Raw genomic sequence first — 12,078 nt, 5'->3', positions numbered from 1 at the left:
GTTGACTCGAAACCTGCGGTTTCTCGCCCCTTCGAGGCCGTCCTTGAGACGTTCTCTGAGCCTGCGCTCTGTGCGACGGCGTGCCGGCCACTTCATCCTGCTCATCGATTCATGCAGCGTTCGATTGGCGCGAGCCTAACGCATCCCCGCACTCTCCATTAGTCAACCTTGGTCTAGCGACTTGTTTCCGGGGAAGTTTCGCTGCCGGCGGTCGGAGACCAGCGCGTCCTTCGGTAGTACAGGTAACAGAGGCCGAGAGAAGTCGAGCGCACCAGGGTGAAAAACAGGAACGCGAACCACAGGCCATGATTGCCGTAGTCCTGGGTCAGCCACCACACCGGCAGATAGCAGGCGATGGCCAGCCATACGGTGTCGCGCATCGCACGGCTTTCGGTCGCGCCGATGAAGACGCCATCGAGCAGGTAGCTCCATACCGCCAGCGCCGGCATGGCGATCATCCAGGGCAGGTAGTCGGCAGCGGTGGCGCGGACCTCCGGCAGGTCGGTCAGCAGCGATATCAGCCCATCCCCGGCCACCGCGAACAGCAGCATCGAGCCGCCCGCCACCAGCAGCGACAGCTTGCCGGCGGCACCGACGGCGGCGCCGAAGTCGTTCCAGTCGCGGCGTCCCACCGAGCGTCCGGTCAGCGCCTCGGCGGCGTTGGCGAAGCCGTCCAGGGCGAACGAGACAAGCATGATGAACTGCAGCAGCACGGCATTGGCAGCGAGGACGGTGTCGCCGAAATTGGCCCCCTGGGCGGTGAAGAAGGCCTGGGCGAACAGCAGCCCCAGCGTTCGTACGAACAGGTGCTGGTTGACGCGAATCAACGCCGAGTAGTGGCCCCACACCCACAGCGCCTGGCGCGACAGCGATCCGCCCAACTGCCGACAGTGAACGGCGACGCGCCACAGGCCGAAGGCCAGCGCGCTGTAGTCGGCGATCAGCGAGGCCCAGGCGACGCCGTCGCTGGCCAGACCGAAGCCGACCACGAACAGCAGGTCGAGGATGATATTGACGCCGTTGGTGAGCAGCAGGATCGCCAGCGTGATGCGCGTCTTCTGCTGGCCGATGAACCAGCCCAGGATGGCGTAATTGGCCAGCACCGCCGGGGCCGAGAAGATCCGGATATGCGCGTAGTCGGCGGCGAGCCCCATCGCCGCCTCGCTGCCGTCGAGCAGCCACAGGCCGAAATCGATCAACGGGTGCGACAGCAGGATCAGCATCAACCCGATCGTGGCGGCCATGACCAGCGACTGGGCCAGCAGCAGACGCACGTCGCTGTCGTTCTCGCGACCCACCGCCTGGGAGGTCAGGCCGGTGGTGCCCATTCGCAGAAAGCCGAACCCCCAGTAGAGGAAGCTGAACAGCGTGGCGCCGAGCGTTACTGCTGCCAGATAACGTGAGTCGGGGAGGTGGCCGACGACGGCCGTGTCCACCAGGCCCAGCAGCGGGACGGTGATGTTGGAGAGGATGATCGGCCACGCCAGCTTCCAGATGTGGCGGGTCGTATATTGAGAGGCCAAGTCGTGCTTCCTGCGGTTCGTCGAAATCCAGCCAGCGGCGTCCGCCAGCATACTCGCAACTCGGCCCCGTGCGGGTCGCGAGTTGCGCTGTCGGCGAAATTTTCTAGGCTTAGCTCGATGTCACGCGAATGCCATCGTCGTCTGACCGGCCGATCCCGGAGACCGCATTCGCTATCGCCAACGGTTGAACAAAAGCCGAGAGCCAAGGGAACCTGACCATGTCGCCAAGCAGCGAGCAGCCGGCCTTGCCCGGTCGTCGTGCACTCACGTGCGCCTTTCTGATGGGGGGAATGTTCTCCTCCCAGGCCCACGCCATCACTGCCGTCACCGATATCGACTATCTCGGTGCCGGCATCGCCACACCGAGCGCCCCGCATTCGCTCTACGAGAGTGACGATGGACGTCTTCGCCTCAACGGCGGGCTGACCCTCTACGGTTTCGGCGCCGCGACCGATAACGTCAATTTCGGATCAGGGTCCAGTATCGATGGCGGCGCGCCCACCGGGACCAGCCCTGACTGGATGGAAGCCGCAGGCCAGCCGGCGCTGACGGCGGAGTGGGATATCCCCGACGGTGGCACCTGGTTCACCGGTGTTCAGGGCAGCTACGCGCTGACTCGCGGCAGCGCCTACGGCGATGCGGCCGGCGCGACACCCGGACATCCCGAGCATGCGCGCCTCGATCGCGCCTACCTCGGATGGCGCAGCGGCGATCTGTGGGCCGATACGCTGGGCGAGGACGCGATCACGCTCTCGGCCGGACGCCAGAAGTTCGAATTCGGCGACGGCTTTCTGGTCGGAGACGGCTTTACCGATACCGGCAAGTACGCGGGCTACTACATCGGCCCCAGCGAAGGCTTCAAGAACAGTGCCGTCGCCTCGATCGAGAGTCACGGCTGGCACGGCGACCTGTTCCACCTCGAGGCCGATCAGTACGTCAGCGGCGGGCCGGATGACGAAACCAGCACCAATGGCGTCAACGTCGACTACACCTGGGGCGATCGGGCCAAGGTGGGCGCGGCCTACCTGCGAGTCTCCGACAGCGACATCGCCGGCCGCGACGGCATGGACGTCTACAACCTGCGAGCCAAGGGCAAGCCGTTCGCCGCCGTGCCCGATTTCTCGCTGGGGGGCCAGATCGTCCGCGAGAAGAACAGCGATGAAGGCATCGACGACAACGGCTGGTATATACAGGCGACCTACGACTTCTCCGAGGCGCCCTGGACGCCGCAGATCGCCTATCGCCACGCCGAATTCGGCGAGGACTACGACACGCTGTTCTACGACTTCGCCGGCGGCTGGGGCAACTGGTTCATGGGCGAGATCGTCGGCGAGTACATGCTGTTCAACGCCAATCTGGATGTCGACATGCTGCGCTTTTCGGTGGCGCCGCGGGACGATCTGGAGGTCGGGGCGATCGGCTACCGGTTCCGCTATCACGACACCGAAGCGGCGGGTACGAGCCATAGCGACTTCGCCAACGAACTCAATCTCTATGCCGACTGGTCGATCACCGAGCGTCTCTCGTTGTCGGGTATCTACGCCATCGCCGACCCGCAGCAGGGGGCCGAGGAGCGCTTCGGTGGCAACGACGACACCGCTCAGCTGTTCGAGCTCTACGCAACCTACACGTTCTAGCCGCACCGCGAACGCGATGCCGTGAATGCGAGAATGCGAGAATGCCAGCACCGCTCCGACCCGGAAATCGGCGCGGCGCCGGCGTTTTCAGCGGTTGCGCTGGACCAGCGCGGAGACGCAGGTCGCCAGCTCGTGGCGATGGGTCAGGCGAATGAAGCGGATGTGCCGGTAGGCCGGGTCGATCATGGCAGCCAGATAGCGCCTGCGATTCTGACGCCAGGTCCCCAGCGACCATAGCAGGATCGAACGGCGACTGAGGAAGGTCTGACGAAAGCTTTCCCGGTTGCCGGTACCGGGCCAGAGCTCCTCGCGGGTGACGATGCGTTCGATGGCGCGGCGCACGGATTGGCTCAGTACTCGCCAGAAGCCCAGGTCGAGCCAGATGACGATATCCGCTTCGGGCCACTTGATATGACGTGTGCGATCGAAGTTGCCGTCGATGACCCAGCCGTCCGGCGATGCCGCCATGGCCTGGCGGAGACGGGCGAAGAACTCGTCGTCGGGAGTGCCTTGCCAGTCGGCTTGCCAGTAAAGCTGGTCGAGCTGGATATGCGGAACGTCGAGCACGCTGGCGAGTTTTCTCGCCAGCGTGCTCTTGCCACTGCCACTGGTGCCGACGACGTTGATCTTCATGGTGGGCGTTTCGCGGATAACGGGCGCGACCCGGATTTGCGGTGGGCTCATTCACGGGTCACGGGAGCGGGACGAGCGGGCTCAGGCGGCGGTGATGATCCGGTACTTTTCCATCAGTTGCTCCTTGCTCTCCTCGCGCTCGGGGTCGAGCGGAATGCAGTCCACCGGGCAGACCTGCTGGCACTGCGGCTCGTCGAAGTGACCGACGCACTCGGTGCAGCGGCCCGGGTCGATCACGTAGATCTCTTCCCCGGGCGAGATCGCGTCGTTGGGACATTCCGGCTCGCAGACATCGCAGTTGATGCATTCATCGGTGATCATCAGTGCCATGTAACCGTCCTCGCGGCGCTCACGCGCCGTCTGCCGCGAACCGCCGGCGGAGTGCATCGACAACGCACGGCGATACGTGTTGGGAAACGTCCCCGCCGAGGCGCGCGATCTCGCGCACGAGGGTCGAGGAGATATACGAATTTTCGATCTCGGGGGTCAGAAACAGCGTCTCGACATCCGGTGCCTGGGCGCGGTTCATGTTGGCCAGCTGCATCTCGTACTCGAAGTCCGATACCGCCCTGAGCCCGCGCAGGATGATCCTCGCCCGCTGCTGCACCAGCAGTTCGGTGAGCAGGCCGTCGAAGCCGACCACGTCGACATTGGGCCAGTCGGCGACCACTTCGCGAGCCAGTGCCTCGCGCACCTCGAGCGACAGCGTCGGCTGCTTGCGCGGGCTTTCGGCGACGGCGATCACGACCTTGTCGAAGATCCTCGCGGCGCGCTGGATCAGATCCCGATGACCGTTGGTGATCGGGTCGAAGGTGCCGGGGTAGACGACGATGTTCTTCATTCGCAAGACTCCGCGCTGATCGAGAGCATGGCGGACGGCCGACTGCTCGGCCGAAGTCGATTTCCTGTCCGGGTGTCGTTGACGATCCGAACTCAATCCAGTGTACCGAAAGGATTGTCGACCTTCAGCGATACGGGGTTGGCATAGCCGGGAATCCGGATCGCATCGCGACCGACTTCCAGCTCCGGCCCCTCCAGCACGCCCTCGCCAAAGCGATAGATGACCTCGAATCGTCCCGCATCGGCCTCGGCTTCGTACTGCGCGGCGGCGGCGAGCGTGCGCTCGCGGCGATGCCGCCAGTCGTCGAGTGCGCGCTGGCCGTGGCGCTGGGCCAGCAGGCGCTCGGTCACCTGCGGCGACAGCAGCAGGCCGGTGGCGTTGTTGCCGCCGAACCCCTTGGCGTTGATGAAGCTGCAGTCCGCCTCGAACGCGAGTGGCGCCTGGAAGAAGCGTAGCTTCTCGGCGTAGACATCGTCCGCCACCGCATCGAGCGTCGGAATGCCCGGCACCCAGCCATGGGCGAAGGTGCCCAGGGCGCTGGCGATCTGGTCGCCGGCGGCAGTGCCTTGAGAATGGCCGATGAACGCCTTGATCGCGGCGACCGGCCAGTTTTCGATGCCGTTGGCCCGGGCCACCTGGTCGAAGATATGCGACTCGGTGGTGCGGTTCTTCGGCGTGCTGGTGCCATGGGCGTGGAGATAGCTGCGCTGCCGCACGCTCTGTTCGCCCAGGATCGAGGTGGCCAGGGCCACCGACTTGCCCAGCGTGAGATAGTTGCCGATACCGGGGGCGGAGATCGAACGCTTCCAGCCGTCGGCATTGACGTTCACCTCGGGCACGGCGGCCAGGATCTGGGCGCCGGTCTCCAGCACCAGCGAGTCGTCCATCAGCAGCACGAACTGTGCCGCCTCGGCGATGGTGAAGCCGCAGTTGCGGGCGAACGGACGGCAGGCGCGCTGGTAATCCTCGTCGGTCAGCAGCTCCAGTGCGTCCAGCGCCATCAGGCTCTGGTCGTCGGCGAGCGCGCTCATGGCGCGAAAGCCTTCGATGATCTCCGGCGTCACCGGCGCATCGCTGGTGCCGACCATGACGATGCGGCGACGGCCCTGGCGGATATCGTCGATGCCGAGTCGCAGGTTGTAGAGGAAGGTGGCGCAGGCGCCCTGGATCGCACCGGTGGCGCCCACGCTGCCGAGTACGTAGGCATTGAGGAAGTCCGCCGGCATCTGGCCATAGCCCAGCGGCATCTGCTTGGAGGTGGTCCGCTGGCCGGTGACGAAGCTCTTCAGCATGCCGCCCCAGCCGGCGTCGTCGAGCTGGCCGATGGAGTTGCCGGCGTAGACGGCGATGGCATCCGGATCCACCCGGTCACGCAGCGATTCCCAGTCGAGCCCGCTCTGGCCGAGGCAGTCGCTGACGCCGAAGATCGCCATCGACAGGCCACGCGGGTGGTGAACGCTGCGGTAGAAGGTTTCCGGCGAGAAGCCCGACGGCAGGCAGCCGGCAGCCCGCACCAGCGCCTGCCGCCTTTCGGGCAGCAGCGCGTTCAGCGTACCGGCAGGCACGTTGACCTCGACGGTCTGCCTGTCGAGCTCGCGGATCTCCCAGCCATCGGGCAGTGGCTGCGGCAGTTGGCGCCGTAACGTGGTGAAGCTCACGGGCTGCGAGAACGTCAGCCGCATCTCGCGGTTGCCGGGGATACCGGCCTCCCGGAAGGCGTCGTCCTCGATGCGCCGGATCAGCGTCTGCTTGAGAATCTGCTCGCGGTAGCGATCGACGACCGCGGCCTCGCCGAGCGTCTCGCCATCGGGACTCTGCCATTGGCCCTCGCCGCACGGGGTGACCAACTGCATCAGGGTCGCCAGGGCAACGAGCGTACGGGTCTGCTCGGCGGCTGGCAGAACGTCGAGAATCGTGCGGCGGTAGGCTTGGTGCCCGGAGGTTCTTCCCGCGGCGTTGACGCCGCCCATACCGACGATTACCGGTAAATGTGACAAGCCACGTCCCTCGTGAACATTGGGGCAATCGGTGACCATGACATGGGGATGGATCGACTGCGATGAAAGGATATTCCCGCCGGGGACTCAGCTTTCGGTCCAGACCGGTGGAGAAAAGCCCCCGAGCGAACAGGGAAAACAGTGATCGTACATGCCATCGAAGGCCGTATTGCCAGGATTGGCTGAATGTGGGCAGGGATGATACACCTGCGCGCGCGCGCCGTCATGCCACGCCAGGTAAGCTATCGTGCGTTCCGGATGCATGGGTCGGGCAGCCGGCTGCTAGAATACCCGGCCTGTCGCAGCTTTATCATCGGTGTTCTCATGCAAGCCTCATCGCGCGCCATCGTCTCAAGTCAGCAGGGGCCGCACCAGGATTTGATGCGCCGCGTCCAGCGTGCTCGCGATAGCGAGTGGCAACGCCCGCCGGCCGAGCATACGCGGCTGGCCTTCGCGGAAGCGGCTCGATGGCTGGAGGCGCAGTGCCGGCCGCTGATCCTCGACGCCGGCTGTGGCGTGGGGCTCTCCACGCGCCGGCTCGCCGAACGTCATCCCGATCATGCCGTGATCGGCGTGGACCGCAGCGAACTGCGGCTGTCGCGAGATCACGGTGCCTTGCCGGACAATGCGCGACTGGTGCGTGCCGATCTGGTCGATTTCTGGCGCCTGGCGCTCGCCGCCGGGTGGCGGCCGGCGCGGCACTACCTGCTCTACCCGAACCCCTATCCCAAGAGCACGCAACTCAAGAAGCGCTGGCATGGCCATCCGGTCTTTCCCTCGCTGCTCGCGCTCGGTGGGGTGCTGGAGCTGCGCTCCAACTGGGCCATCTATGTCGAGGAGTTCGCCCTCGGCGTCGAGGCGCTGCTCGGGGTCGAGGGCGAGATCGCTTCCTTCACTCCCGGCGTCACGTTCATGACGCCATTCGAGCGAAAATATTACGAGAGCGGCCAGACGCTGTGGCGCTATCGCGTCGATCTCGCCGCTTCGCTACCCAACGGAGAGCCCGCCCGATGAGCTATCTGCTCCTCGCCCTGGCGATCGTCGCCGAAGTCGTGGCAACCAGTTCGCTGAAAGCCTCGGCCGGTTTCACACGCTGGCTACCCAGCCTCGTGGTGGTCGTGGGCTACGGCTTCTCGTTCTATGCGCTGTCGCTGGTGCTGAAGTCGCTGCCCGTGGGCATCACCTACGCGATCTGGGCCGGCCTCGGTATCGTGCTGGTGACGCTGATCGGTATCGTGTTCTACGGCGAGAAACCGGACCTGCCCGCCTACCTGGGCATGGGGCTGATCATCGCCGGCGTCGTCGTCATCCAGGTTTTTTCGCGGCTGTCGTCGCACTGACGTGCGGTGGTGCCTTCTCTATTTCAGCGCTTTCGTCTTTTGGTACTTCGACATGACACCAGGCATCGCCTCCGAGGGGCGTTAATTGGTACGCTCTGGACCAGATTGGCCCTCATTTTTCTTTGAAGCGAGCATCCATTATGCGGCAGTGGCTAGGTCGGAGTTCTCTGTTTCTCGGTGCGTTGTCACTATCGGTGGTCTCTGTCGTCGTCCAGGCAGCCGGGTTCGATCATGTCGCCCGGCTCGCCGACAAGGGTTTCGTGATCAGCGCCCAGGCGCGGTTATTGGATAGCGGGGAGGTGCTGGGCGCCCTCAATCCCTCGCAACCGCTGTCACCGGCGTCCGTCACCAAGCTCTACACCGCCGCCGCCGCCCTGGATCGCTGGGGACCACAGCACCGGTTCACCACCCGCTTCGTCTCTACCGGCACGCTCGATGGCAACGGCGTCCTGCACGGCGACCTGGTGCTCGAGGGCGGCGGCGACCCGGCGCTGACGTCGGAAGAGCTCTGGCGGCTGATCCAGAAGCTGCGGGAGCTCGGGGTCTCCAGCGTCGACGGGCAACTGGTGATCAGCCAGTGGCGCTTCGGCCCGGTGACCTGCCAGACCAGCGATCGCTGCAAGACACAGACGGAGGGCACCAACGCCTACGCCTCGCTGCTCTCTTCCGCGGCGGTCAACTACGGCAGCTGGTGCGCCACGGTGATGCCGGGGGTGGTCGGCCAGCCGGCACGGATCACCAGCTGCGACACGGTGGCGCCGACCCTGCGAATCCAGAACGACGTGACCACGATCGCCGCGGGCGGCTCCGCCGACCTCTACGCCAAGCGGGTGACCGACAGCCAGGGGGACACGCTCAAGGTCAGCGGGCAGATTCCCGCCGGGACCTATCCCCGCCCCATCTACAAGGCGAGCTCGGATCCGGCGGACCAGACCGGGCAGACGCTGCTGTCACTGCTGCGCCAGGCGGGCGTGCCGGTCAGCGGCGGCTACGCCGTGAGTCGGCAGGCTCCGCCGTCGATCGCCAAGGAGTTGGCCGCCGTCGAGGGCAAGCCGCTGCAGGAGCTGCTGCTGCGCACGCTCAACTACTCGAACAATTTCATGGCCGACACCCTGGCGCTGGATCTGACCTCCGGCACCCAGCAGAATCTGCCGGACGCCGGGCGGGAGCTCGAGCGTTTCGCCACCAGCCTGCCGGGACACGGTGCGGCGATACTGCGCAGCGGTAGCGGGCTGACGCCGGAAAACCGGGTGTCGGCGCAGAGCGTCAACTCGCTGCTTGGCGCGATGTATGGCAATGCCTCGCTGTTTCCCACGTTCGTGGCCGGCATGCAGGTACCCGCCAACGGGCCGATGCATTTCATCCGTCGTGGCAGCCAGACCTTCCAGGACCACGTGATGCTCAAGACGGGTACGCTCAACGAGCCGGTGACGGTACGCGCGGTGGCAGGCTATTTCCGCACCGACAGCGGGCGTTGGGGCAGCTTCGCCGTGCTGGTCAACGGTACCGGGTCGACGCCGTATCTCTCCTGGCGCGAGACGCTGCCGATGGTCGCCGACGACCTGACCGCGATGATCGAGCGCCACTAGGGCGTGTTCACCCGCGACATCGTGAGCCGGGTGAATCGTTTGGACAGGCCCTGGCGTTTTCGCCGAGGCGGGCGGCCCGGATTGCCTCCGTGGTCGCCCGCGCGCAAAATCGTACCGTTTGCTCCACCCTTCCTACATGAGGACGTCCAAGTGCTGTCACGCCTTTCCCTGTTCGCCGCTGCCATCATCGTGAGCGTTGCCGGTTGTGCCTCGAACCCGGATGACGCCGCAACCGGCGCCAACGCACCGGCCGCCAGCGAAGCCCTGGTCGGTACCTACTGGAAACTGATGACGCTCGACGGCGAGCCGGTGCCCGTGGCGGACAACCAGCGCGAAGCGCACCTGGTACTCGATGCGCAGGGGCGCGTTGCCGGCTCGACCGGCTGCAACCGGTTGATGGGGGGCTACCGGATGGAGGGCGATACGCTGACCTTCTCGCAGTTGGCCTCGACCCGAATGGCGTGTCCCGGGGAGATGGCGACCCTCGAACAGGGGTGGCTGGCGACACTCTCCGAAACGGCGCACTACTCGATTTCCGGACAGTCGCTCGTGCTGAAGGACGCGGCTGACAGAACGCTGGCCAGACTCAAGGCCAATGCGCTGTATTGAGCGACGCGCAAGCTCCCTGATTCGACCGTGAGGACCGTACCTTGACCCTGATCGACTGCGAGTTCGACCGGCATGGCGATGCCGTGCTGGCGATCTTCAATGACGCCATCCTCAATACCACTGCGCTCTACGAGTATCAGCCACGGACGAGGGCTGTCGTCGAGCAATGGTTCCAGACCAAGCGCGCAGGGGACTTTCCGATCCTCGGCATGCTCGACGACGATAGCGGCCGGCTGATGGGGTTCGCCAGCTATGGCCCGTTTCGGCCCCATGCCGCCTATCGCTACAGCGTCGAGCACTCGGTCTACGTGGATGGCGACTTCCGCCAGCGGGGCGTCGCCAGGCAGCTGATGACGGCACTGATCGCGCGCGCCGAGGCTCAGCAGTGCCACACCCTGATCGGCGGCATCGATGCCGCCAACGCCCCCAGCATCGTGCTGCACGAACGGCTGGGCTTCGAACACGCCGGCACTGTCCGTCAGGCCGCCTTCAAGTTCGGGCGCTGGCTCGACCTGGCCTTCTACCAGCGGATCCTGGCGACGCCGGAGCGCCCTCGCGCGGAGTGATCAGGGGGCATCGCCGGGCTTGCCCGACTGGCCTGCGCTACCGCTGTCGGCGTCGCCGTTGATGGCCTCCGTCGGCGTGCTCGGCAGCGCATCGGAACCTATCGCCAGCTTGTCGGCGTCGGCGATATAGACCTCCTGGCTGCTGCGCAGGAACAGGCAGAGTTCCTGGCCGGCCTGACCGTTCATGTGGTCCTGCGGGTAATGGCCCTGGATCAGCAGAGCCGTCATGCCGGCCTCGTCGTCGAACAGCACCGGCTCGCCAGCCGGGGCGGCATCCGGAAACTGGCTGGCCTGCTGGCACTGTTCGATGACCGCCCGGTCGTGCTCCTCCCAGGCGGCATCGCTGGAGGCGTGGGCGGGGCCGGCCATGGCGAGCAGGGCCGTGGCGAGGCAGGTCGGGACGGTGTAGGGCGTGAAACGGCGCATGAGGGATACGGTCCTTGTTGCCGGTGGAAGGGGCGATGCCGGTGGCGTGTCACCGGCTGCCAGTGGTATGAGCGCATCGCGCCCGTCGAGCTGGCACATTGTCCACGGCTTCAGCGGTCGTGGATCTTTCTCGGACACTGTTGGCCCGCCACTGGAGTATAGACCTCGTATGGCACTACCCGTTGGATTGCTGTTTCTGGCCGTGGTGTTCTCGACCTCGGTGTTGTCCGGCGTCTTTGGCATGGCCGGCGGACTGATTCTGCTTGGCTTCCTGCTCGCCTGGTTACCGGCGGCGACGGCGATCGCCGTTCACGGGGTGATCCAGCTCACCGCCAACGGATCGCGCGCCTGGCTGTCGCGTCACTTCATCGAATGGCGCATCGTCGCCATGATCGCCTGCGGCGTGTTGATCGCGGCCGGGTTGCTGGCGCTGGTGCGCTACTCTCCCAGCGAGACGGTGGTGCTGATCGTGCTCGGGCTGATGCCGGTAATGGTGTGGATACCCAAGCGCTGGTTCCATTTCGATGTCTCGCGGCCGGGGCATGCCGTCCTGTGCGGGCTCGTCTCCGGGGGATTGACCATTGCCGTCGGCGTATCCGGCCCGACCATCGACCTCGGCTTCATCCGTACCCATCTCGATCGTCGCACCGTGGTGGCGACCAAGGCCACCATTCAGGTCATCGCGCACAGCCTCAAGATCCTCTTCTACTGGCAGGCGGCCCTGGCGATGGACAGCGGCGAGTGGGGCTGGGTGGCGCTGGCGATCCCTTTCGCCTTCGTGGGCACGCGCACCGGCAATCTGGTGCTCTCCCGGCTGACGGATGCCGGCTTTCGCTACTGGACGCGCTGGATCGTCACCGTGGTGGGGGCCTACTACCTGATCCGGGGACTGATGGGGCTGTGGGCGTGATCGGGGC

The 12,078-nt window shown here is 65.6% G+C and carries 13 protein-coding genes; 7 read left to right on the top strand and 6 right to left on the bottom strand.

Features of this window, described 5'->3' with window-relative positions:
• Positions 1-173: 173 nt before the first annotated feature.
• Entirely contained in the window at positions 174-1,523 is a 1,350-nt protein-coding gene (locus tag AAGT95_RS02475; protein ID WP_342595408.1) for an MATE family efflux transporter, read from the bottom strand.
• A 218-nt stretch (positions 1,524-1,741) separates the two neighbouring features.
• On the opposite strand from AAGT95_RS02475, the gene AAGT95_RS02470 reads away from it, so the two are divergent.
• On the top strand, positions 1,742-3,160 hold the full coding sequence (locus AAGT95_RS02470) for a hypothetical protein (RefSeq protein WP_110598041.1): 1,419 nt from the start codon (positions 1,742-1,744) through the stop codon (positions 3,158-3,160).
• Positions 3,161-3,247: 87 nt separating this feature from the next.
• Here AAGT95_RS02470 and AAGT95_RS02465 read toward each other — a convergent pair whose 3' ends face one another.
• From AAGT95_RS02465 to AAGT95_RS02450, 4 genes are all read right to left on the bottom strand, one after another.
• Positions 3,248-3,793: an adenylate kinase gene (locus AAGT95_RS02465; RefSeq protein ID WP_110598040.1), complete on the bottom strand. Its 546-nt coding sequence runs from the start codon at positions 3,791-3,793 to the stop codon at positions 3,248-3,250.
• Between the two features lie 81 nt (positions 3,794-3,874).
• Complete coding sequence (locus AAGT95_RS02460) at positions 3,875-4,186, bottom strand: YfhL family 4Fe-4S dicluster ferredoxin (protein WP_232822195.1); 312 nt, start codon at positions 4,184-4,186, stop codon at positions 3,875-3,877.
• Positions 4,143-4,634 carry a pantetheine-phosphate adenylyltransferase gene (gene coaD / locus AAGT95_RS02455; protein WP_342595407.1) on the bottom strand — a complete coding sequence of 164 codons (492 nt, stop codon included), beginning with the start codon at positions 4,632-4,634 and terminating at the stop codon, positions 4,143-4,145. Before coaD ends, AAGT95_RS02460 begins: the two co-directional genes overlap by 44 nt.
• A gap of 92 nt (positions 4,635-4,726) precedes the next feature.
• Positions 4,727-6,604 carry a beta-ketoacyl synthase gene (locus tag AAGT95_RS02450; RefSeq protein ID WP_342596573.1) on the bottom strand — a complete coding sequence of 626 codons (1,878 nt, stop codon included), beginning with the start codon at positions 6,602-6,604 and terminating at the stop codon, positions 4,727-4,729.
• A 351-nt stretch (positions 6,605-6,955) separates the two neighbouring features.
• Between AAGT95_RS02450 and trmB the strand changes: the two genes are divergently transcribed.
• The 5 genes from trmB to AAGT95_RS02425 all read left to right on the top strand — a co-directional run bounded on the left by trmB (position 6,956) and on the right by AAGT95_RS02425 (position 10,735).
• Positions 6,956-7,645 (top strand): tRNA (guanine(46)-N(7))-methyltransferase TrmB, encoded by a 690-nt coding sequence (gene trmB, locus AAGT95_RS02445; protein ID WP_342595406.1) that lies wholly within the window; start codon positions 6,956-6,958, stop codon positions 7,643-7,645.
• Complete coding sequence (locus tag AAGT95_RS02440) at positions 7,642-7,971, top strand: DMT family transporter (protein ID WP_110598037.1); 330 nt, start codon at positions 7,642-7,644, stop codon at positions 7,969-7,971. Before trmB ends, AAGT95_RS02440 begins: the two co-directional genes overlap by 4 nt.
• Before the next feature lie 140 nt (positions 7,972-8,111).
• Complete coding sequence (gene dacB / locus AAGT95_RS02435) at positions 8,112-9,560, top strand: D-alanyl-D-alanine carboxypeptidase/D-alanyl-D-alanine endopeptidase (protein WP_342595405.1); 1,449 nt, start codon at positions 8,112-8,114, stop codon at positions 9,558-9,560.
• A gap of 150 nt (positions 9,561-9,710) precedes the next feature.
• A complete protein-coding gene (locus AAGT95_RS02430) occupies positions 9,711-10,169 on the top strand; it encodes an META domain-containing protein (protein WP_342595404.1) in 459 nt (152 codons plus the stop codon).
• Between the two features lie 41 nt (positions 10,170-10,210).
• Positions 10,211-10,735, top strand: coding sequence for an N-acetyltransferase family protein (locus AAGT95_RS02425; protein ID WP_342595403.1), 525 nt, complete (start codon positions 10,211-10,213; stop codon positions 10,733-10,735).
• Here the strand turns inward: AAGT95_RS02425 and AAGT95_RS02420 are convergent, their stop codons facing one another.
• Positions 10,736-11,161: a hypothetical protein gene (locus tag AAGT95_RS02420; protein WP_342595402.1), complete on the bottom strand. Its 426-nt coding sequence runs from the start codon at positions 11,159-11,161 to the stop codon at positions 10,736-10,738.
• A 169-nt stretch (positions 11,162-11,330) separates the two neighbouring features.
• Between AAGT95_RS02420 and AAGT95_RS02415 the strand changes: the two genes are divergently transcribed.
• Positions 11,331-12,071, top strand: a complete 741-nt coding sequence (locus AAGT95_RS02415; protein WP_342595401.1) for a TSUP family transporter — start codon at positions 11,331-11,333, stop codon at positions 12,069-12,071.
• The last annotated feature ends 7 nt before the right edge of the window (positions 12,072-12,078 follow it).

The sequence above is a fragment of the Salinicola lusitanus genome (genome assembly GCF_038648475.1).
GTDB classification, from domain to species: domain Bacteria; phylum Pseudomonadota; class Gammaproteobacteria; order Pseudomonadales; family Halomonadaceae; genus Salinicola; species Salinicola lusitanus.
The sequence above is the reverse complement of the archived record's forward strand: the minus strand, read 5'-3'. Positions and strand labels throughout refer to the sequence as shown.

Bases quoted from the DNA above. Each gene is read 5' to 3' on its own strand.
- AAGT95_RS02470 (WP_110598041.1), top strand. From the start codon at position 1,742: ATGTCGCCAAGCAGCGAGCAGCCGGCCTTGCCCGGTCGTCGTGCACTC.
- AAGT95_RS02465 (WP_110598040.1), bottom strand. From the start codon at position 3,793: ATGAAGATCAACGTCGTCGGCACCAGTGGCAGTGGCAAGAGCACGCTG.
- coaD (WP_342595407.1), bottom strand. From the start codon at position 4,634: ATGAAGAACATCGTCGTCTACCCCGGCACCTTCGACCCGATCACCAAC.
- AAGT95_RS02450 (WP_342596573.1), bottom strand. From the start codon at position 6,604: ATGGGCGGCGTCAACGCCGCGGGAAGAACCTCCGGGCACCAAGCCTAC.
- trmB (WP_342595406.1), top strand. From the start codon at position 6,956: ATGCAAGCCTCATCGCGCGCCATCGTCTCAAGTCAGCAGGGGCCGCAC.
- AAGT95_RS02440 (WP_110598037.1), top strand. From the start codon at position 7,642: ATGAGCTATCTGCTCCTCGCCCTGGCGATCGTCGCCGAAGTCGTGGCA.
- dacB (WP_342595405.1), top strand. From the start codon at position 8,112: ATGCGGCAGTGGCTAGGTCGGAGTTCTCTGTTTCTCGGTGCGTTGTCA.
- AAGT95_RS02420 (WP_342595402.1), bottom strand. From the start codon at position 11,161: ATGCGCCGTTTCACGCCCTACACCGTCCCGACCTGCCTCGCCACGGCC.
- AAGT95_RS02415 (WP_342595401.1), top strand. From the start codon at position 11,331: ATGGCACTACCCGTTGGATTGCTGTTTCTGGCCGTGGTGTTCTCGACC.